The organism is Rhizobium sp. PP-F2F-G48, from assembly GCF_004342335.1.
GTDB lineage: Bacteria > Pseudomonadota > Alphaproteobacteria > Rhizobiales > Rhizobiaceae > Ferranicluibacter.
Genome location: NZ_SLVH01000003.1, coordinates 469,726 through 489,378, shown reverse-complemented (window position 1 = coordinate 489,378; position 19,653 = coordinate 469,726). Strand labels below are relative to the sequence as shown.

General features: G+C 64.6%; 18 protein-coding genes. 12 read left to right on the top strand and 6 right to left on the bottom strand.

What is annotated here, in order from left to right; translation table 11 throughout:
- Positions 1-33 precede the first annotated feature (33 nt).
- Positions 34-1,407, top strand: a complete 1,374-nt coding sequence (locus C8J36_RS10205; RefSeq protein ID WP_165915017.1) for an MATE family efflux transporter — start codon at positions 34-36, stop codon at positions 1,405-1,407.
- Here the strand turns inward: C8J36_RS10205 and C8J36_RS10200 are convergent.
- The gene (locus C8J36_RS10200) at positions 1,386-2,471 is read right to left on the bottom strand and encodes a quinone-dependent dihydroorotate dehydrogenase (RefSeq protein ID WP_132534526.1); all 1,086 of its coding nucleotides are present in this window, start codon (positions 2,469-2,471) and stop codon (positions 1,386-1,388) included. The two genes, C8J36_RS10205 and C8J36_RS10200, sit on opposite strands and share 22 nt — an antisense overlap.
- Positions 2,468-2,815, bottom strand: coding sequence for a DUF952 domain-containing protein (locus C8J36_RS10195; RefSeq protein WP_132534524.1), 348 nt, complete (start codon positions 2,813-2,815; stop codon positions 2,468-2,470). The genes C8J36_RS10200 and C8J36_RS10195 overlap by 4 nt, the downstream gene beginning before the upstream one ends.
- Before the next feature lie 290 nt (positions 2,816-3,105).
- On the opposite strand from C8J36_RS10195, the gene C8J36_RS10190 reads away from it, so the two are divergent.
- The gene (locus C8J36_RS10190; protein ID WP_245506518.1) at positions 3,106-3,585 is read left to right on the top strand and encodes a hypothetical protein; all 480 of its coding nucleotides are present in this window, start codon (positions 3,106-3,108) and stop codon (positions 3,583-3,585) included.
- 133 nt (positions 3,586-3,718) lie between these two features.
- Positions 3,719-4,366, top strand: coding sequence for a response regulator transcription factor (locus C8J36_RS10185; RefSeq protein ID WP_132534522.1), 648 nt, complete (start codon positions 3,719-3,721; stop codon positions 4,364-4,366).
- Positions 4,367-4,410: 44 nt separating this feature from the next.
- Here C8J36_RS10185 and C8J36_RS10180 read toward each other — a convergent pair whose 3' ends face one another.
- Positions 4,411-7,917 carry a PAS domain-containing hybrid sensor histidine kinase/response regulator gene (locus C8J36_RS10180; protein WP_132534520.1) on the bottom strand — a complete coding sequence of 1,169 codons (3,507 nt, stop codon included), beginning with the start codon at positions 7,915-7,917 and terminating at the stop codon, positions 4,411-4,413.
- A gap of 211 nt (positions 7,918-8,128) precedes the next feature.
- Here C8J36_RS10180 and mscL point away from each other — a divergent pair, with 211 nt between their 5' ends.
- From mscL to C8J36_RS10165, 3 genes are all read left to right on the top strand, one after another.
- Positions 8,129-8,566: a large conductance mechanosensitive channel protein MscL gene (gene mscL / locus C8J36_RS10175; RefSeq protein ID WP_132534509.1), complete on the top strand. Its 438-nt coding sequence runs from the start codon at positions 8,129-8,131 to the stop codon at positions 8,564-8,566.
- Between the two features lie 104 nt (positions 8,567-8,670).
- Positions 8,671-9,885 carry a pyridoxal phosphate-dependent aminotransferase gene (locus C8J36_RS10170; RefSeq protein WP_132534507.1) on the top strand — a complete coding sequence of 405 codons (1,215 nt, stop codon included), beginning with the start codon at positions 8,671-8,673 and terminating at the stop codon, positions 9,883-9,885.
- Positions 9,886-10,011: 126 nt separating this feature from the next.
- Positions 10,012-10,773, top strand: a complete 762-nt coding sequence (locus C8J36_RS10165; RefSeq protein ID WP_132534505.1) for a glucose-1-phosphate cytidylyltransferase — start codon at positions 10,012-10,014, stop codon at positions 10,771-10,773.
- A 13-nt stretch (positions 10,774-10,786) separates the two neighbouring features.
- On the opposite strand, the gene C8J36_RS10160 is transcribed toward C8J36_RS10165, so the two are convergent.
- Both C8J36_RS10160 and C8J36_RS10155 read right to left on the bottom strand, forming a co-directional pair.
- A complete protein-coding gene (locus C8J36_RS10160; protein WP_245506517.1) occupies positions 10,787-11,110 on the bottom strand; it encodes a chorismate mutase family protein in 324 nt (107 codons plus the stop codon).
- A gap of 54 nt (positions 11,111-11,164) precedes the next feature.
- On the bottom strand, positions 11,165-11,368 hold the full coding sequence (locus C8J36_RS10155) for a hypothetical protein (RefSeq protein WP_132534503.1): 204 nt from the start codon (positions 11,366-11,368) through the stop codon (positions 11,165-11,167).
- Positions 11,369-11,602: 234 nt separating this feature from the next.
- On the opposite strand from C8J36_RS10155, the gene C8J36_RS10150 reads away from it, so the two are divergent.
- The 6 genes from C8J36_RS10150 to C8J36_RS10125 all read left to right on the top strand — a co-directional run bounded on the left by C8J36_RS10150 (position 11,603) and on the right by C8J36_RS10125 (position 18,236).
- Positions 11,603-12,481 (top strand): arginine deiminase family protein, encoded by an 879-nt coding sequence (locus C8J36_RS10150; protein WP_132534501.1) that lies wholly within the window; start codon positions 11,603-11,605, stop codon positions 12,479-12,481.
- A 132-nt stretch (positions 12,482-12,613) separates the two neighbouring features.
- Positions 12,614-13,078, top strand: coding sequence for a hypothetical protein (locus C8J36_RS10145; protein WP_062595149.1), 465 nt, complete (start codon positions 12,614-12,616; stop codon positions 13,076-13,078).
- A gap of 90 nt (positions 13,079-13,168) precedes the next feature.
- The gene (gene secD, locus C8J36_RS10140) at positions 13,169-15,712 is read left to right on the top strand and encodes a protein translocase subunit SecD (RefSeq protein WP_132534499.1); all 2,544 of its coding nucleotides are present in this window, start codon (positions 13,169-13,171) and stop codon (positions 15,710-15,712) included.
- A gap of 516 nt (positions 15,713-16,228) precedes the next feature.
- Entirely contained in the window at positions 16,229-16,468 is a 240-nt protein-coding gene (locus C8J36_RS10135) for a hypothetical protein (RefSeq protein ID WP_132534497.1), read from the top strand.
- A gap of 158 nt (positions 16,469-16,626) precedes the next feature.
- A complete protein-coding gene (locus tag C8J36_RS10130; protein ID WP_132534495.1) occupies positions 16,627-17,094 on the top strand; it encodes an Rrf2 family transcriptional regulator in 468 nt (155 codons plus the stop codon).
- 131 nt (positions 17,095-17,225) lie between these two features.
- Positions 17,226-18,236: a KpsF/GutQ family sugar-phosphate isomerase gene (locus C8J36_RS10125; protein ID WP_132534493.1), complete on the top strand. Its 1,011-nt coding sequence runs from the start codon at positions 17,226-17,228 to the stop codon at positions 18,234-18,236.
- A gap of 112 nt (positions 18,237-18,348) precedes the next feature.
- Here the strand turns inward: C8J36_RS10125 and C8J36_RS10120 are convergent, their stop codons facing one another.
- On the bottom strand, positions 18,349-19,650 hold the full coding sequence (locus C8J36_RS10120; protein ID WP_132534491.1) for a capsular biosynthesis protein: 1,302 nt from the start codon (positions 19,648-19,650) through the stop codon (positions 18,349-18,351).
- Positions 19,651-19,653 lie beyond the last annotated feature (3 nt).

The window sequence follows — 19,653 nt, the reverse complement described above, 5'->3', positions numbered from 1 at the left end:
GCCGGAGATGTCGCTGCGTGACGTCGGGAGAGGATGGACATGCAGGCAGACATTCCCGGGCATGACGGTATGAGCATCGGCGAAGGTGCAGGCCCGTTCCGGGTCACCCACCGGCTCATTCTCTCCATCGCCGTTCCCATGACGCTCGGCTTTCTCACGACGCCGCTCCTCGGTCTCGTCGATACCGCCGTCGTCGGGCGCCTTGGCGACGCGACGCTGCTGGCGGGGCTCGCGGTCGGGGCCGTCGTCTTCGACCTCATCTTCGTCACCTTCAACTTCCTGCGGTCGGCAACCACGGGACTGGTGGCGCAGGCTTTCGGGCGCGGCGACCGGCGGGAGGAGCAGACCGTCTTCTGGCGCTCGATGATCATCGCGCTCACGGCGGGTTTCGCGACCATCGCCCTGTCCCCGCTTCTTCTCTGGGCGGGGCTGGCCCTGCTCGATCCCGGACAGGCGGTGGCCGATGTCACGCGGACGTATTTCCTCTGGCGCATCCTCGCAGCCCCGGCATCGCTCGCCAATTACGCCATCCTCGGCTACGTCCTCGGGCGCGGGCAGGCGACGCTCGGCCTTCTGCTGCAGACGCTGATCAATGGCGTCAACATCGTCCTGTCGATCACGCTCGGGCTTTATGTCGGCTGGGGCGTGGCCGGCGTCGCCATCGCGACGCTGACCGGCGAAGGGGTCGGCGCCCTCGTCGGCTTTGCCATCGTCGTGTCCCGCTTCGACCCGACGGCAAAGCCCACCTGGCGCGCGATCGCCGAGCGCAGCGGGCTGACACGCCTCTTCGCGCTGAACCGCGATATCATGATCCGGTCCTTCGTCCTCCTCGCCGTCTTCCTGGTGATGACGCGGGTCGGCACGTCCTTCGGGCCGGTGACCCTTGCGGCCAATGCCGTGCTGATGACGATCTTCCTCGTCGCCGGCTACTACCTCGACGGCCTTGCCAATGCGGCCGAACAGTTGACCGGTCGCGCCATCGGTGCGGGCTATCGCCCTGCCTTCGACCGCGCCTTGAAGATGACGGCGCTCTGGTCCTTCGCGCTCGCCGCGCTGACGACGCTCGCCTTCTTGGTGTTCGGAGACGACATCGTCGATCTCCTGACCACGGCGCCCGACGTGCGCAGCGTCGCTCATGCCTATACGCCGTGGGCGGCCCTGACCGCGATGACGGGCGCGCTTGCCTTTCTCATGGATGGCGTCTTCATCGGCGCGACGTGGTCGCGCGACATGCGCAACATGATGCTGGCCGCCTTCGCGATCTATATCGCAGCGCTCCTCGCCTTCGTGCCGGTCTTCGGCAATCACGGCCTTTGGGCGGCACTGAACCTGTTCCTGCTCTGCCGCGGCCTGCTGCTCCTGTCGCGCGTGCCCCGGCGGTCGGCTCAGACCTTCGCGGCCCAGTAGGCGGTGCGCGAATTCCGGATGTCGCGGATCGAGCTCAGGCCCTCGCGGTCGCAGAGGCGCGAGAGGCCGCTCACGATACGGCTCGGCAGCCCGGGCCCCTCGAAGATCATGCCGGAATAGAGTTGGACCAGATCGGCCCCCGCCCGGATCTTCTCGGCCGCCGTCTCGGCCGAATGGATGCCGCCGACACCGATGATCGGCAGGTCGGGACCGACGCGCTGGCGCATTTTCGCCAGAACCACCGTGGAGGCATCGAAGAGCGGCTTGCCGGAAAGACCGCCGGCCTCCGCCGCCTGTCGCGTGTCGGTCAACCCGGCTCGCGAGAGCGTCGTGTTGGAAATGATCAGCCCGTCGAGCGGGTGGGCCAGCGCTTCCGCGGCGATATCGTCCAGACCTTCGTCGCTGAGATCGGGCGCGATCTTCAGGAACACCGGCAGCTTGCGTTTCAGCTTGCGCGCCTCAATGTCGCGCGCCTCCAGCACCGCCGTCAGCAGAGCGGACAGGCTGCCGCGGGCCTGCAGGTCGCGCAGGCCGGGTGTGTTGGGCGAGGAGATATTGGCGGTAAAATACCGGGCAACCGGCGCAAAGCAGCGAATGCCGAGCACATAGTCGTTCACGCGGTCGGTGCTGTCCTTGTTGGCGCCGATGTTCACGCCGATCAGCGGATCGGCCCGGCAGGCTTTCAGGCGATCGAGAGCCGCGGCATGCCCCTCATTGTTGAAGCCCAGCCGGTTGATGACGGCCTCGTCGCGAACCAGCCGGAAGATGCGCGGCCGGTCGTTGCCCGCCTGCGGGCGGGGGGTGACGGTGCCGATCTCGGTAAAGCCGAAGCCGAGGCGCAGAAGCGCTTCCGGCACCTCGGCGTTCTTGTCGTATCCGGCGGCCATGCCCAGCGGATTGGGAAAGCCGATGCCGGCGACCGACTGGCGCAGCCGTGCATCCGCGGGTGCCGCATGCGACGGCACGAGGCCCGACCGCAGGGCCTTGATGGAAAGCCCATGCGCCATTTCCGGATCGGTGAGAAACAGTGCGCGCCGCGCCAGGGCTTCGAGATGCGCTTTCATGCCTCGAGCTCCGGAAAGAGGTGGCGGCCATCCGGCGACAGCGGCAAAGCCTGCTCGGACAGAACGGCGGTCATGGGAAGCGGACCGTAGAGATGCGGAAACAGCGCGCCGCCGCGGGAGGTCTCGTAGACGAGCGCTTCGCCCAGCCTGTCTCCGTCGATGCCGACCAGCAGCAGATCGTCCTGTCCGGCAAAGTGCCGCCGTGCGGTCTCCGCGACCTGGTCCGCCGTCGAGAAGTGGATGAAGCCGTCGGCAAGATCGACCGGCGCGCCTTCGAACGTTCCGGCAGCCTGTGCGTTTCGCCACAGAGACGTCGGTACGATTTTGTAGATGATGCCGGACATGGTGCTTGCTCCTCGTCGCTCTGATACACTGCAACGAGGGGCGGAGAGATGATCCGCAACACGCGTGCAGCGCTTCGGGTCCCGTCCTTGGGGCCGGTCTCGGGTCGCAAGGCTCTCGTCGATGGATCGACCTGCGCTGCGACGAGACGGGCCCGGCAACCGGTCGCCTCCGATGCCGTGGACTTGCCGCAAAGCGCCGTAAAAGTCCACCACTCGTGCGACACGCGTCTCACATGACGTGTCCGAACGCCAACCGCGCCCGACGATGACCGACCAAGGAGCTTGCCGCCATGTCCAACCCCGTCCCCATCCGTCGCCTCACGCCGCACGGTCTGCCGCTTGCCGTCGTCGCACTTTTGATCGGCGTTACCCCGGCCCTGTCGCAGGCGCCGGCGCCCGGTCGCTACAGCATGCAGAAGACCGATACCGGCATCGCGCGACTGGACACGCAGACGGGCGAGGTCACGCTCTGCCAGGAAAAAGCCGGCGATCTCGTCTGCCGGATGGCCGCCGACGAGCGGACGGCCTACGATCTGGAGCTCGATCTTCTCGAAAAGCGCGTCGAAACGCTGGAAAAAGTCGTGAAGGATGCGCCGGAAGGCTTCTCGCCTCGGTTGCCGACGCAGGAAGAGATTGACCAGACCATGGGCATTATGGATAGAATGTTGCGCAGCTTCATGGGGATCGCCCGGGACTTCGGACGCGAGTGGCAGGGGGAGGAGAAAACCCCGCCGGCGTCTGACCCTGACGGCGACCTGCGGAAGACGTGATCCGGGCGATTGCCGGAACGGCAGGGACGGCCGGAACGGCAAGGATTGCCGGAAGGTCTGCGGGAAAGACGAGGCATGACGCCGGCTGACGGGTTGGAGGACCTGACGGCCGGTCGCTCGAGGAGAGAGCATCATGGCACAGGGTATGACCATCATCGTTGCGGACGACCATCCGCTCTTTCGCGGGGCGATGCGGCAGGCGCTGGCGGCCATGCCGGGGGCGCCGGATATCGTGGAGGCCGGCGACTTCGGTGCCGTGCGCGTTGCGGCGGCACTGCATCCCGATGCCGATCTCCTGATGCTCGATCTCACCATGCCCGGCGTCAGCGGCTTTTCCGGCCTGATGGTCCTTCGGACCGAGTTTCCCTCGCTGCCGATCCTGATCGTCTCCGCCCATGACGAGCCGGCCACCATCACCCGCGCGATCGATCTCGGCGCCTGCGGCTTCCTGTCGAAATCGGCCGGAATCGAGGATATCCGCGGCGCGATCGATACGGTGATCGCCGGCAATCTCTATACGCCGGCGGGTTTCCGGCGCGGCATGAGTCATGAGCCCGACGTGGCCGACCTCATCCAGCGGCTGAACACGCTGACACCGCAGCAGTCGCGCGTTCTCGCCATGCTGGCCGAGGGCCTGCTCAACAAGCAGATCGCCTATGAGCTCGGCGTCTCCGAGGCGACCATCAAGGCGCACGTCTCGGCGATTCTCCTGAAGCTCAATGTCGACAGCCGCACGCAGGCGGTCATCCAACTGGGCAAGGTCACGGCCGTCGCGGCGTGATCTTCACGCCGCCGCCGCGTGAGGATTACGCCACCGCAACCTGATCATTCGGCTGCCGCCTTCGGCATGGCCGCCGAGCGGGTCAGCCAGGCCCGCAGCGCTGCCGGCCGCACCGGCTTGTTCTGAAGCGCGATCCCGTCGCGCTCCGCGGCGGCCCGAACCTCGACCGATCGATCCGCCGTGATCAGAAGCGCCGGCACGTCGCGGCCACAGGCTGCGCGGATGTCGCGGATCGCATCGATCCCCGTGGCGTGATCGAGATGGTAATCGGCGATGATGGTATCCGGCATGTCGCGGATCTTGGCCGACAGCCAGAGTTCGGCCGAGGCCGCCGTCATCACGCGGCATCCCCAATTCTCCAGAAGGCTGCGCATGCCTTCGAGAATCCGCGGCTCATTGTCGATGCAGAGAACGGCGAGCCCGTTCATCGGCATTGCAGGTCCGGCATTGGCGATATCCCCCACGGAAGCAGGCTTCGCAAGCGCCCCCGCCTCGATCGGCAGCGTGACCCGAAACCGGGTGCCCTTGCCCGGTCGCGACTGAAGATCGACGGCATGGTGCAGGACGCGCGAGATCCGGTCGACGATCGAGAGGCCCAGCCCGAGCCCGGAGGCCGTTCGCGCACCTTCCTCCAGCCGCGCGAATTCCTTGAAGACGGTGCGGAATTTCGAGGCGGGAATGCCGATGCCGGAATCGATCACCTCGATCACGGCCTCCGCCCCCCGGCGCCGGACCCCCACGAGCACGCGCCCACGCGGCGTGTATTTCACCGCATTCGACACGAGGTTCTGCACCAGGCGTCTGAGCAGGTTCGGATCGGTGCGGACATTCAGCGAGGTCGGCATGACGGTCAGCTTCAGGCCGCTCGCCTTGGCGACGGGCGCAAAATCGGTCTCGATGCGTCGCAGGAAATCGTCGAGCGGAACGGTCTGCAGTCGTGCCTTCATGGCGCCCGTGTCCAGCCGGGAAATATCGAGCACGGCGCCGAGAATGGCCTCGACGGACTCGAGCGAGGAATCGATGTTTTGGACCAGAAGCCGGTTTTCGGATGCCCCCAGACGCTCGACCAGGGACGAGGAATAGAGCCGCGCCGCATTCAGCGGCTGCAGGATGTCATGGCCGGCCGCGGCGAAGAAGCGCGTTTTCCCGTTGTTGGCCTCCTCGGCCGCGGCGCGCGCCTCCGCCACCTCGCGGTTGACCCGCGTCAGTTCGGCCGTGCGCTCGGCCACGCGGGCCTCCAGCGTTTCGTTGGCCTGCAGCAGCGCGATATCGGCCGCCACCCGCTGGGTGATGTCGGTATAGGTCGTGACCAGGCCCTTGTCCGGCATGGCATTGCTGCGCACCTCGATGATCCGCTCGCCGCCCGACAGCACCAGCTGGAACGGCTTGTCGAGGGCGAGGAAGCTCGTGAGCAAGGCCGGTTCACCGTCGCGCACCCGGTCGCCGCGCTGCGTCAGGATCGCGACGATCTCCGACAGGGGAAAGCCGACCTGGCCGGACGCCTCGGGCAGATCGAGCAATTGCCGGAACCGGCGGTTCCAGATGATCAGATGGTTGGAACTGTCGAAGACGGCGATGCCCTGGTCCATCTGCGACAAGGCGGTCTGCAGCATGTCCTGATTGTATTGCAGCGCTTCGCTGGCCTGATCGAGCAGGATGGCCGTATCCGGCGAGGTATCATCGAGCCGCTGCAGCACCAGCGACAGCACGAGCCGCGCCGAAGACGAGCCGATGGCGCTGCCGAGGATCTGTTCGGAGAAATGGATGAGCGCCATGTCGGCCGGCTGCCCGTCCTCGAGCCGTCGTCCGCTTTTCTTCGCATAGGTCTCGAACGACCGCTGCATCCGCTCTTCGCCGAGATAGCGGGCGATGGTGCTCTTCAGGTCGAGCACGGTGATCTTGGTCTTGCGGCCACGAAAGGCGCGCTCCGTGCGCGATGCCCGGCGGATGAACAGCCCGGCCTGCAGCCGTTCCAGCGGTTTTGGCGCGCGCGACAGGGAGAAGACCACATAGGCTATGGTGTTGAACAGGAGGCTGAGCGCCGTTGCATTCACGAGGGGATCGGCGGTCTCGGCGGTGAACATGTCGGCAAAGGGAAACAGGAAGCCGAGAATGGTCGCCGCCACCTGCGAATTGTCGGGACCGCCGAGGCTCGGCAGGAACAGCAGATAGGCCCAGACGAAGAAACCGATGGTCATGCCGGCGATGGCGCCGCGGGCATTCGCCTGCCGCCAGACGAGCCCCCCGAACATGGCCGGCGCCATCTGGGCGATCGCGGCAAAGGACAAGAGCCCGAGCGATGCGAGCCCTGCGGTGATGTCGGCCGCCCGATAATAGCCGTAGCCGAGCAGCAGCACCGCGAAGATCGCCATGCGGCGGACGTTCAGAAGCGTGGCGCCGACATCCTTGGAGCGGCCTCGACCCGTCAGGTTTCGCCGCAGGAAAATCGGCATGACGATGTCGTTCGACAGCATGATCGACAGGGCGACGGAGGCGACGATGACCATGGCGGTCGCAGCCGAGAAACCGCCGATGAAGGCGACGAGGGTCAGGATCGGCAGGTCGTGCGACAGCGGCAGCGTCAGGAGATAGAGATCCGCGACGCCGTTTCCCTGAAATGTCAGCATGCCGGCGATTGCGACCGGCAGCACGAAGAGATTGATGCCGATGAGATAGAGCGGAAAGAGAATGCCCGCCGTCCGCAGTTCGCCGGCCGTGCGATTCTCCACCACCGTCACATGAAACTGGCGCGGCAGCAGGATGATGGAAACGGCCGAGAGAACGGTGAGGACGATCCAGCGCGCCATGGGCGTCTGGTAGGTCAGGGCGTCCATGACGGCGCTGTTGTCCCGGGCGCGGGTCAGCATGTCGGCCGGGCCGTCGAACAGGAAGAAGACGACGTAGAGCCCGACCGTGACGAGCGCCACGAGCTTGACGACCGATTCCATGGCGATGGCGAGGATCAGCCCGTCCTGATGCTCGGTCGCATCCGTGTGGCGGGTGCCGAACACGATGGCGAAGCAGGCGAGAAACAGCGTGACCAGCAGGGGAAGATCGATGAAGGCCGCTCCGCCGTCGAGCCCGTAGGGCCGGGTATCGACCAGCACGGCCATCGAACTCGACACGGCCTTGAGCTGCAAAGCGATGTAGGGAATGGCCCCCACCAGCGAAATCAGCGCCACGATGCCGGCAACTGTCGGGTTCTTGCCGTAACGTGCCGCGATGAAATCGGCCACCGATGTCAGCTTCTGCGACTTGGCGAGCGTCGTGATGCGGCGGATGATCGGCAGTCCCAGCGTGAACATGAGGATCGGGCCGATATAGATTCCGGTAAACTCGAGCCCGCGTTCTGCGGCAAGGCCGACGCCGCCGAAATAGGTCCAGCTGGTGCAGTAGATTGCGAGGCTAAATGCATAGACGACGGGGCGGCCACGCGCAGCCACGCCGCTCGACGCCGCCTTGCGCGCCGCCCGGTCGCCATAGCTGGCAACGGCGAAAAGCAGCAGCAGGTAGGTGAAAGCGGCCGCAAACACGACCGTGCCGGATAGCATGGTTTCCTCCTCCACCCTGCGCTCGATCCGGATCATAGGTGAAAGACGCGACCAAGAGAATTGCCTTGGGTTTGGTCTTAAGTCGAAGCCGCCCCTGCCTGAGAAAGTGGCGGATCACGAAAGCGTATCGTTGCGGCTTTCCTTTCTACCGAAAGGCGATAGGTTCCAGTTGGGGATCGGCGCGTCTGGCGCACGTCAAAGGAGAGTTGGGATGTTGAACGAGTTCAAGCAATTTATCGCCCGCGGCAATGTGATGGATCTGGCCGTCGGTGTGATCATCGGTGCCGCCTTCAGCAAGATCGTCGATTCCGTCGTGAACGACCTCGTCATGCCGGTCGTCGGCGCGCTGACGGGCGGCGGCTTCGATTTCTCCAACTACTTCTTCGTGCTCAGCGGCAACGTGACAGCCACGACGCTCGCCCAGGCCCGCGAGCAGGGCGCCATCTTCGCCTACGGCAGTTTCATCACCGTCTTCATCAATTTCCTCATCCTCGCCTGGATCATCTTCATGATGATCAAGGGCGTGAACAAGCTGCGGGCTTCTGTCGAGCGCGACAAGCGCGAGGGCAAGGAAGAAGAGGCTCCGCCGCCGGCAGACGTTCAGCTGCTGACCGAAATCCGCGATCTGCTGCGCGCACCGCGCGTCTGAGGCGACACATCACGAAAATCGATCGGACGGCCAGCGATTATCGCGTGATCGTCCGGTCGAAAGGCGTTAGGAGGTCGGTGTCGCCAACCGGACCCTAGCCAGCCATGTCGTCATCCTCGTCGCAGTCCCCATCTGACACCTCCGCATCGACAGGCCAAGCTTCGCCTGGCCTCAGCGCCCGCGCGCTTGCCGCGCCGCAGAGCGGCATCGTCGAGGTCGTGAACTATGCGCGGGGTCGCGAAGGGCTCATTCCGCTCTGGGTGGGCGAGGGTGACCTGCCGACGCCGGATTTCATTTCGCAGGCGGCGCGGGACTCCCTGACGGCGGGCGAGACCTTCTACACCTGGCAGCGCGGCATTCCGCAGCTTCGCCAGGCGATCGTCCGCTATTACGACCGGCATTTTCACAAGACGCTCGGCATCGACAACGTCTTCGTCACCGGCTCCGGCATGCAGTCGATCAAGCTGTCGGTCGAAGCGGTGGCGTCCCCCGGCGACGAACTTCTCTTCCTCACGCCGGCCTGGCCGAACTTCGCGGCCTCCGCGGAGCTTTCGGGCGCGCGCGCCGTGGGCGTGCCCCTGTCGTTTACGGATGGAAAATGGCAGCTCGATCTCGACCGGATCGCGGCGGCGATCACCCCGCGGACCAAGGCGATCTTCGTCAACACGCCGTCGAACCCGACCGGCTGGACGGCGACGCAGTCCGATCTCGTCGCCCTTCTCGATCTCGCCCGCCGCCATGGGCTCTGGATCATCGCCGACGAAATCTATGCGCTCTATTTCTACGCCGATGCGCGCGCGCCGTCTTTCCTCGATGTCATGGAGGATGAAGACCGGATCATCTTCGTCAACTCCTTTTCCAAGAACTGGTCGATGACCGGCTGGCGGGCGGGCTGGATCGTTGCCCCGGCCGAAATCGGGCAAGCGCTCGAGAATCTCATCCAGTACTCGACTTCGGGCGTGGCGCCGTTCATTCAGGCCGGCGCCTGTGCGGCGCTCGACCATGGCGATGAATTCGCCCGCCAGAACGTCGTCAAGGCGACCATGTCGCGCGATATCCTCTGCGACGCGCTGATTGCGACGAACCGGGTCGAGACGCTCCGCCCGGATGGCGCCATCTACGCCTTCCTGAAGATCGACGGCATCACCGACGTGCGCGCGGCAGCGCTCGACATCGTCGACCGGACGCTGGTCGGTCTTGCACCCGGCACGGCGTTCGGACAGGGCGGTGCGGGCTTCATGCGGGCCTGCTTCCTGCGCGACCCGCTCCACATCCGCACGGCAGCGGACCGGCTGGCGAGTTACATCGCAGCCCTCTGATGTTTGACCGCATCGCACCGCGCTCTACCTCCCATCTCACAATGACGGAGGTCGGAAGACGATGCGTTCGATAAGAGATGCCGCACACTGTGCGAAGCGCGCCGCGCCATCGGCCAGAGGTGTCCGGTGAAGGCCGTGATTCTGGCGGATGGCCCTGACCTTCGTTTTCCCGGCCTTGGCAATATCTCGAAATCCATGGTGGAGATCGGCGGGCGACCGCTGATCTGGCACATCATGAAGATCTATGCGGCGCATGGCATCAGCGACTTCGTCATATGTTGCGGCGCGAACGCGGCGGAGATCAAGACCTTCTTCGCCGGCTATGCACTGCACACCGCGGACGTGACCTTCGACCTGTCGCTCAAAAGCACGGATATCCATCTTGCCGGCGTGGAAGACTGGCGGGTGACCGTGATCGACACGGGCGACGCGGTCTCGAGCGACCAGAGACGGCAAAAGATTGCGGCCCATCTCGAGGGCGAGGAGGCCTTCTGCCTCGCCTATGGCGACAGTCTCGCAAGCATCGACATCGGCGCAAGCCTCGCTTTTCATCGCGCCCACGGCCAGGGAATGACGGTTGCGGCCGTTTATCCCCCGGCACGCTACGGTGCGCTTCACCTGGAAGGTGTCGAGGTGCGCGCACTTTCTGCCAGGCCGGAATCCGGCTTTGTCAACGGCGGCTTCCTCATTCTGTCACCGTCGTCTCTGAGCGCGATCGCGGACGTGTTCCTGTCGGATCGCACAGCGGAGCTGGACGCGCTTGCCCAGACGGGCCAGTTGCGCGCCTATCTGCATGAGGGTTTCTGGCAACCTGTCGATACGCGCCACGATGTGGTTCGCCTCGAAAGCCTCTGGAAAGAAGGTATGCCGCCCTGGAAGGTCTGGTAGAAGCCCGGCCGCCTCAGGCGGTCCGGCCTGTCTCCTGCGGCCCGAGAATTTCTTCTTCCCGCACGATGCTGTGGCGGATCAGTTGCGACCAGATGGTATCGTAAAATGCGGGGTCGAGACCGAGATCGGCCGCATGGCGTCGGACATTGGCGCGAACCTCATCGACGCGGCTCGGGATATCGGCCGGCAGGCCGGCGTCCGTCTTGATCTCCGCCGCACGGCCGATATAGCTCCAGCGCTCAGCCAGAAGCCGCATGATCGTCTCGTCCAGCCGGTCGATCTCCGTCCGGATATCCGCCATCGATTGGCATTCCGCCGCCATTTTCATTGCTGCCATCCTTCCGCCGTCCGGGCAAGCGTCCGCCGCGCCGTATTCCGTGGTCGCGCTCTGTCATTTCAGACTGCAGTAGCGCATGTCGCGCGACACTTGAACCGTGATGCCGGGAAAATGATCGCTGGAGGGCAGGCGATGGGGGGAGATGCCGGCGGGCGGATCGGGTATCCGCATGGTGCGGACATGCTGGACGCCCGATGCCCGCCGGCATGCGAGGAAAGCTATCGTCGCAATCTTGAGCCAGGCTGCAGCGGTCGGCATGAAAGCCCGCACTCGATAAAATTGTCCCGATCCGCTTAAAGTTCCGCACACGGGCGTTCGTTAAAGTGCGGCGATCGATGCCGTACCCCCGGTGTCGATTGATAGACTGTCCCGATTTTTTGAGCCGCAGGAACGTCCCGTCCTGCGGCTTTTTTTTCGAGGTCTTGCCGCCGTCCGGATCCTGCCTATGATCGCCGCCGCGCCGCCGGGCGCTTTGATCGGCAAGGAGTGACCATGGCGGAATTCGGCGTTCGAGATATGTCGTCCCCTCTCAAACAGGCTCTGATGCGCCGCCCGGGAAAGAGCCTGATGGCTGCCGACGCCGCGGCCTGGCACTATGGTGCGGGGTTCGATGCCGAAAAGGCGATCGGGCAATATTCCGGTTTTACATCGCTCATTGAGCAATCCGGCACCGAGATCCTCTGGATCGAGGATAAGGGGGATGGTCTTGCGGATGCGATGTTTACGCAGGATCCGCTGCTGATGACGCCGCAGGGGGCCGTGCTTTTGCGGCCGGGCAAGGACGGGCGGCGCAAGGAAGTGGCGCTGCACGAAGCCGCCTGCAAGAAGGCGGGCATTCCGATACTCGGTCGGATCGACGGTTTCGGCGCCGTCGAGGGTGGCGACACCATCTGGCTGGATGCCGAAACGCTGCTGATCGGCCGCGGGCTGCGCACCAATGACGAGGGTATCGCACAGCTCGCGACCATTCTCGCTGCCCAGGGGGTCGATGTTCTCAGCTACGACCTGCCGCTCTGGAACGGGGACGACGCCTGCTTCCACCTGTCCTCGATCGTCAGTCCCGTGCGGCGTGATCTGGCCCTGGTCTACGCGCCGCTTCTGCCCGTGGCGCTCTACCAGATCCTGCAGGAATGGGGCATCAGCCTCATCGAGGCGCCGGCCGACGAGTTCCATGCGAGCAACGGTGCCAGTCTGCAGGTCCTCGCGCTGAAGCCCGGCCAGATCGTGATGATCTCGGGGTATCCGAAAACGCAGGCAGCTCTCGAAGCGGCCGGCTGCACGGTTCAGACGTTCGACGGCGACGCACTCTGCGTGGCCTGCGAAGGCGGTCCGACCGGCCTGATCTGCCCGCTGCATCGCAGCGCCGGCTGACGCTGGCACAATGGCTGCTCGGGCCTCGCCCTGCAGCGGGAGGCAGCGTGATTTGACTTTGCCGGCCGGGAATGATTGTAAGGCCCGCATGAACGGATCGCCGGAACGCGACCCGCAGGGAAGGACATCCCCGTGAACGACGGGTTCGGCAGAACGAAGCGCCGCCGGCAATGGGACCGGGCCGTGTGGGGAGCCTCGACCAGGCTTCTGGCGCTGCTTTGGCTGTTTGCCGCGGTGCTTGCGATGCCGCTCGTCGCCTCTGCCCAGCTCGTTGCGTCCGGAACCGGCGCGTTCTTGCGACCGGGTGACGTTTCGGGTCGGGAAAACCGGGATGGCCGCGCGGCCGAACCGGCACTCTCGCGGCAAGCGCTGCGCGCCGCCCAGCCGGCCGATGTGCGGTTCACGGCCGAGCGGATCGATGCGAAACCCGTGCCCGGCGGCCCCGATCCCTTGTCTCTCGCGGTGTTCCGTGCACCCGATCTGCTGCGTCCGGCAGCCTTCATCGCGACCGCCGGCCGCAGCCACCGGCTGGACGGCGGCGTCTCCGAGGCGGCGGAAGCCCGCGCGCCGCCGGCTCTTGCGCCATCCCGCCGCTGACGCGCCGGCGCTCTTCGCGTCACATCCTTTCGGCCTTCACGACCCGCCGAGCCCTTTGAGGGTCAGGGCGGACGATATTGGAAAATCTTCATGCGCACATCGAAATGGGCCATTCTGGCCTATGTCGCGATCACCCTCTTCGGGATCATCGCGGCGCTTCCCAACGTTCTCTCGGTGGAAACGCAGCAGCGTTACGCCGCCTATCTCCCGGTCAAGCCGGTCACCCTCGGTCTCGACCTCAAGGGCGGCTCCCACCTCGTGCTCGAGGTGGATGCCGCCGGCCTGCGACAGGCCCGGCTGAACACGCTGCTCGATGACATCCGTGGCGTGCTGCGCACCGAGCGCGTGCCCGTCTCGTCCGCTCGGATTGCCGGCGACGCCATCGTCGTGACGATTGCGGATGCCGCCGCGCGGGATCGCGTTCTCCCCAAGATCAATGCGCTCGCCGCGCCGGCAAGCCCGCTCGGCTTCGGAACGGCCGCATCCGACATCGACATCACCAGTGCCGATGCCGCCATCACGGTTCGCCTGACACAGGCCGGCCTTGACGAGCGCATGACCGCTGCCGTCGACCAGAGCCTTGAGATCATCCGTCGACGCGTCGACCAGGTCGGGGTTGCCGAACCGCTGATCCAGCGCGTCGGCTCCGACCGCATCCTCGTCCAGCTGCCCGGCTTGCAGGATCCGACGCGCCTGCGTCAGCTTCTCGGCTCTACCGCCCAGATGAGCTTCCACATGGTCGATCAGACGGTCGATCCGAACGGTGTCGCGCCGCGCGGCGTCGATATTCTCGTCGGCGCCAACGACCCGGCCAAATATGCGGTGGAGACCCGCGTCGCCATTTCCGGCGAGCGCCTGGCCGACGCCAAGGCCGGTTTCAACCAGCAGACCAATGAGCCGATCGTCTCTTTCTCCTTCGACGCACAGGGCGCCCGCCAGTTTGCCGAAATCACGCGTGACAATGTCGGCAAGCCTTTCGCCATCGTGCTGGACGGCAAGGTCCTGACCGCGCCGGTCATCCGCGAGCCGATCCTCGGCGGACAGGGCCAGATTTCGGGCAACTTCACCGCCCAGGAAGCGACCGTGCTCTCCGCGCTGCTGCGCTCCGGCGCGCTGCCGGCACCGCTGACCATCATCGAGGAACGCTCCGTCGGCCCCAATCTCGGCTCCGACTCGATCCGGATGGGCATCTATACGGGCCTCGCCGGCTTCATCCTCGTCGTCACGCTCATGGTCGTGCTCTACGGTTCTTGGGGCATGATCGCCAATATCGGCCTGCTGCTGCACACGATCCTGACGATCGGCGTGCTCGGCATGCTCGGTTCCACGCTCACGCTGCCCGGCATCGCCGGTATCATTCTCGGCATCGGCATGGCCGTCGATGCCAACATCCTCATCAACGCCCGTATCCGGGAAGAAACCGCAGCCGGCGCCGGCGCCATGAAGGCGCTCGATATCGGCTTCAACAAGGCCTATGCGACCATCATCGACAGCAACGTCACGACGCTTTCGGGCACCGTGCTGCTGTTTGCCTTCGGCTCGGGCCCCGTTCGCGGCTTCGCCGTGACCATGATGCTCGGCATCGTCATCTCCATGTTCACCTCCATCACCGTCGTCCGCCTGATGATGCGGGAAATGGTCGTGCGCCGGAAGATGAAGAAGCTCGACATTCCCTCGCTGTTCGGCAAGGTCCGGCATCTGCCTGCCTTCTCGTTCATGCGCGGCCGCTACATCGCCATCGCGACGTCGGCTTTCCTGTCGATCAGCTCGATCATCCTGTTCTTCACGCCGGGCCTCAATTACGGCATCGACTTCGTCGGCGGCATCCAGGTGGAAACCACGTCCCAGACGAAACTCGACCTGCCGAAGCTGCGGGAAAACCTCGAAGGCCTGAACCTCGGCGAAGTCGCGCTGCAGGAATTCGGCCAGGGCACGTCCGTTCTCATCCGCGTCCAGCGCCAGCCGGGCGGCGAGCAGGAGCAGACGGTTGCGCTGAATGCGATCAAGGGCGCCGTTGCCAGCACGATTCCCGATGCCTCGTTCGAGCGGACCGAAGTGGTGGGCCCGACGATCAGTGCCGAGCTCGCACGCTCCGGCTTCCTCGCCGTGTCGCTCGCCATGATCGCGATCCTGATCTACATCTGGTGGCGGTTCGAATGGCACTTCGCGGTGGGCGCCATCGCGGTTCTGCTGCTCGACATCACCAAGACCATCGGCTTCTTCGCGCTGACCGGGATCGACTTCAACCTCACGGCCATCGCCGCCGTGCTGACGATGATCGGCTACTCCGTCAACGACAAGGTCGTGGTCTACGACCGCATGCGAGAGAACATGCGGAAGTACAAGTCGATGCCGTTCTCCGAACTGATCGACATGTCGATCAATCAGGTGCTCGCGCGATGCATTTTCACCTCCATGGCAACGGCCCTGTCTCTGGTGCCCATGGCGATCTGGGGCGGCGATGCCGTGAAGAGCTTCGCCTGGCCGATGATCTTCGGCGTCATCGTCGCGACGACGTCCTCGATCTACATCGGCGGCCCGATCCTGCTGTTCCTCAGCCGCTGGTGGAAGGATCGCGAAACGGCCCGCGGCGCCGGCGCACCCGGCGCACCCGGCGAACCGGTCAAGGGCTGACGGAATCGGGCGTTCGATCCCGAATCCGAAACGTCATGAAAATTTCATGGGGCGGCCTTACGGGTCGCCCTTTTCTCATGCGAGAAACACACTAGATCTGCCGCATGTGCCTGACTCGCGGCGCTTGGTTGAATCAGCATAATTTTTCGAAAAGTGGCAAAAATCGGAATGAGACGTTTGATTAGGGCGGCATATTGAGTTTTTTTGGAATGAAATTGCGCCGTGATTTAATTTGTATTTGACTTCGGAACTAGACTGCACTAGTTTGAGACTATCCGCAGAGACTGTGTCGGCGGTGTGTTTCAGATCCGCTCCCTTGGGGCGGTTTCAGCCAGAGGAGAAGGCATGTTGCAATTTGACCGTACCGCCTTCCTCTGCGCCTCGCGTTCCCTGTGTCGTGAAGCAGTGGCAGACCGGTGGATGTGTTCGCTTTCGCGAATGTGACCTCGGATTAAACCTCCCCAATTTGCGAAACTGACAGACACTCCCGCCTTCGGCGTGGAAGGAGCGTTGACCATGGAAACCGAAAACAACAACGCGAATGCGACGCACAAGCAGGTCATCGAGATCAATGGCGAAGCCGTTGGCGTCGTCGTACCCGATGCCGGCACGTTGAAGTTCGTTGCCGTGAAGTATCATGTCTGGGAACTCGACGCACAGCGCTTCGCCAGCGCGGACGCTGCGCGGCACGCTGTCCTGGCGCATCTCGACGGCGCTTCCGCGCCGCGTGGGCGTCTGTCGGGCCTGGCTGCCTGAAGCGTGTTGCCCGTCCCGAACGGCATTTTGCAGCTGTTCCGGTAAAAACCTCGCTACGAGGTTGCTCACCTATGTCTGAAAGGCATCAAACGTGCTAGGCTGCGACCGCAGCGTGCCTGAATAGGCGGGCATGGTGCCTCTCAGGACGAGCAAGCGGAATGTTGACGAAAAAAGGGAAGTACGGATTGAAGGCGCTGGTCGATCTGGCGCATCTGGATCCGGGTGAGACAGCCTTTATCACCGAGATTGCGACCCGCAACAACATTCCGAAGAAGTTCCTCGACGCCATTCTGCTCGAATTGCGCAATGCCGGCTTCCTGAAATCCAAGAAAGGGCCGGGCGGCGGCTATTCCTTGTCGCGCCCCGCGTCCCAGATCCGCATCGGCCAGGTCGTGCGAACGCTTGACGGCCCTCTCGCGCCCATCCGCTGCGCCAGCCGCACCGCCTATGAGGTCTGCGACGATTGCAACGATCCGGAAACCTGCGAGGTGCGTCGGTCCATGACCATCGTGCGCGACGCCATGGCCGATATCCTCGATTCCATGACGCTCGAGGATTTCATCGCCAATCCCGAAAAACAGCGCGCGGCGCTGCCGGACGAAACCGTCGTCAAGCGCGTCAGCTGAGCCGCCGCCGGTCTCCGATCTTCCCTGAGGGCCTTGCTCCGGCGACAGCCGCGCTTGCGCCTGTCCGTATCATGCGTTGATCTTTCTGTGCGCAGGGAGTAACCCGCGGGAAGATTGCCGGGAGAGACAGAATGAGCCTCAGATCCATCGACGCCAGCCTGACCGAGCACAGCGCCGTTCTCGATTCCATCGGGCGGTCGCTTGCCACCACGGTCGACGGCGTAAACGCGCTCGCCACCAGCTTTGCCAATGATGCCGTCTTCGCCCGCAATCTGGCCGATGCCGTCGCGCTGATCGCCGACCGAAACGGCCGCGTGGTCGTCTCCGGCGTCGGCAAGAGCGGGCATATCGGCCGCAAGATCGCTGCCACCATGGCCTCCACGGGAACGTCGGCCTATTTCGTCCACCCGACGGAAGCCAGCCATGGCGACCTCGGCATGATCACGTCGGACGATCTGGTCATCCTCCTGTCATGGTCGGGCGAAACGGTCGAACTCGGCAATATGCTGGCCTATGCGCAGCGCTTCAAGGTGCCGGTGATCTCGCTGACGTCCAACCGCGACAGTCTTCTCGCCCGTCATTCCACCGTGCCGATCGTCATACCCAAGGTCAACGAGGCCTGCCCGCATGGCCTGGCGCCGACCACATCGGCTTTGCTGCAACTGGCCGTCGGGGACGCTCTCGCGATCGCGCTGCTCGAGCGCCGCGGTTTCTCCGCCGAGGACTTCAAGACGTTCCATCCGGGCGGCAAGCTCGGCGCCCAGCTGCTGCGCGTCGGCGAACTCGCCCATCACGGCGGCGCCCTGCCGCTTCTCCCCGTGGGTGCCCCGATGGGGCAGGCGCTGATCGAGATGTCGTCCAAGGGTTTTGGCGTCGTCGGCGTGGTCGATGCGGACGGTCGGCTTGCCGGCGTCATCACCGATGGCGACTTGCGCCGGCACATGTCGGATAATCTTCTGCAGGAGACGGTCGAGGCGATCATGTCGCTCAAGCCGCGCGTCATCTCTCCCCAACTGCTCGCCAGCGCCGCGATGCAGGTCATGCAGTCGAGCAAGGTGACGGTGCTTTTCCTCGTCGATGACACCGAAATGCCGGTCGGCATCCTCCACATTCACGACCTGCTGCGCGCCGGCGTCGCCTGAAGCGCGCCGCGATCGTTCCGCTAAGCGCGTTGTGCTTCGGGTCCGTGACGACCGCATATCGGGCATCGCAAAACCGCCGCACGCGTTTGCGCGACAGGCACAAGGGCTTGGCTCACATCCGTGCGCGCTTCTCCGGACGCTTGCGCGGTGGCGGATCGACGAAGGCATCGGGTTCGTTGACGGTGCGCGCATGGAGACGCGCGGCAATCGCGTCCGCGCCTGCATCCGTCCCGACCTTCGAGTAGAAGTTTCCGCGAACCTGAATGGCAGCGGCCACCAGCCGGAAGAAGGCATCGCAGACGTCCGGATCGGGCAGACGCGGCGCCGGCCAGAACAGATCCAGCGGCTGCCGATCGGTCAGCCTTTCCACATCGAACATCGCGACGCCCAGCACCTTCACCGGCTTGCGCTGCTGCAGCGCATGCAGTCCGACGGTGGAATTGACGGTGACGATCCCTGCGCTCAGGCGGATCAGAGCCGTCAGGTTTCCACCGTCGAGAAAGGAGACGCGCGGGCCGATGCCGAGCCGTGTCGCTATCTCGGCGATCGTCCCGGCCCAGTCGATGAGACCATTGTCGAGCGGATGGACCTTCACCACGAGCCGCGCATCGCGTGGCGCAAAGCGGGAGAACGAGGTCAGCACCTCCTCGATCGCCTGCTGCTGGTCGTGAAAGGGCGAATGGGCCCGAAGCTGGAAGTCCGTCTGCAGCTGGAGAGGAAAGATGAACAGCGGCCCCGGACCCTCTTCCAGCCTGGCGATCGTGGCACGCGCCTCATGACCGCGACGCTTCTCCCGCAGGAGCCGCGGGATCCAGCCGGCATATTCCACAAGCGGATGGTAAAGCGCATGGCGGCGATAATGCGGATAGAGAAACCAGAGGAAGGCATTGGGCAGATTGTAGAGGAGATCGTAAGCCGCCTCTGCCTGAAACGTCTGAAAATACCGGCGCGTCCAGTCCGGCTCCGGCAGATCGCGGGCAGCCTTCAGGATGTGGTCGGGATCATCCGGAAAATGTGAATTCGTCGACATGCCGTCGCGCTCAAGCGTCAGCCAATCCGGGCGCAGATATCCCATCTCGACCACATAGACGTCGATCGACCGTCGCTTTGCAGCCTCCGTCGCAAGGCGGTGATAGGGACGCTCCTCGCCGAGAAGCACGAGATCGGTCACCTCATGCCGGGTCAGAAAGTCGCCGATCCAGCGGGGCCAGGCCTCGGGCCGGCCCCGAAACGCGTATCCGCCGCGCCGACGCCAGAAGATGCTGTCGCCGATGTTGAGGTTGATCCGCAGGCAGACATGCCCCATCGCCTCGAGCCGATCGGCGATCTTCATGAAGAGCGGTGACGAGGGACCTTCTAGAAACAGGAACACCCGTCGTGCTGTTCCGGATGCGGGCGGGCGGGCGCCGGTCATCCC

Excerpts from the sequence above, each read along its gene's own strand:
- C8J36_RS10150 (WP_132534501.1), top strand. The coding sequence starts at position 11,603 with ATGGCGGAATTCGGCGTTCGAGATATGTCGTCCCCTCTCAAACAGGCT.
- C8J36_RS10120 (WP_132534491.1), bottom strand. The coding sequence starts at position 19,650 with ATGACCGGCGCCCGCCCGCCCGCATCCGGAACAGCACGACGGGTGTTC.
- C8J36_RS10190 (WP_245506518.1), top strand. The coding sequence starts at position 3,106 with ATGTCCAACCCCGTCCCCATCCGTCGCCTCACGCCGCACGGTCTGCCG.
- C8J36_RS10130 (WP_132534495.1), top strand. The coding sequence starts at position 16,627 with ATGTTGACGAAAAAAGGGAAGTACGGATTGAAGGCGCTGGTCGATCTG.
- C8J36_RS10160 (WP_245506517.1), bottom strand. The coding sequence starts at position 11,110 with ATGGCAGCAATGAAAATGGCGGCGGAATGCCAATCGATGGCGGATATC.
- C8J36_RS10200 (WP_132534526.1), bottom strand. The coding sequence starts at position 2,471 with ATGAAAGCGCATCTCGAAGCCCTGGCGCGGCGCGCACTGTTTCTCACC.
- C8J36_RS10125 (WP_132534493.1), top strand. The coding sequence starts at position 17,226 with ATGAGCCTCAGATCCATCGACGCCAGCCTGACCGAGCACAGCGCCGTT.
- secD (WP_132534499.1), top strand. The coding sequence starts at position 13,169 with ATGCGCACATCGAAATGGGCCATTCTGGCCTATGTCGCGATCACCCTC.
- C8J36_RS10180 (WP_132534520.1), bottom strand. The coding sequence starts at position 7,917 with ATGCTATCCGGCACGGTCGTGTTTGCGGCCGCTTTCACCTACCTGCTG.
- C8J36_RS10135 (WP_132534497.1), top strand. The coding sequence starts at position 16,229 with ATGGAAACCGAAAACAACAACGCGAATGCGACGCACAAGCAGGTCATC.
- C8J36_RS10185 (WP_132534522.1), top strand. The coding sequence starts at position 3,719 with ATGGCACAGGGTATGACCATCATCGTTGCGGACGACCATCCGCTCTTT.
- C8J36_RS10205 (WP_165915017.1), top strand. The coding sequence starts at position 34 with ATGGACATGCAGGCAGACATTCCCGGGCATGACGGTATGAGCATCGGC.
- C8J36_RS10155 (WP_132534503.1), bottom strand. The coding sequence starts at position 11,368 with ATGCCGACCGCTGCAGCCTGGCTCAAGATTGCGACGATAGCTTTCCTC.
- mscL (WP_132534509.1), top strand. The coding sequence starts at position 8,129 with ATGTTGAACGAGTTCAAGCAATTTATCGCCCGCGGCAATGTGATGGAT.
- C8J36_RS10170 (WP_132534507.1), top strand. The coding sequence starts at position 8,671 with ATGTCGTCATCCTCGTCGCAGTCCCCATCTGACACCTCCGCATCGACA.
- C8J36_RS10195 (WP_132534524.1), bottom strand. The coding sequence starts at position 2,815 with ATGTCCGGCATCATCTACAAAATCGTACCGACGTCTCTGTGGCGAAAC.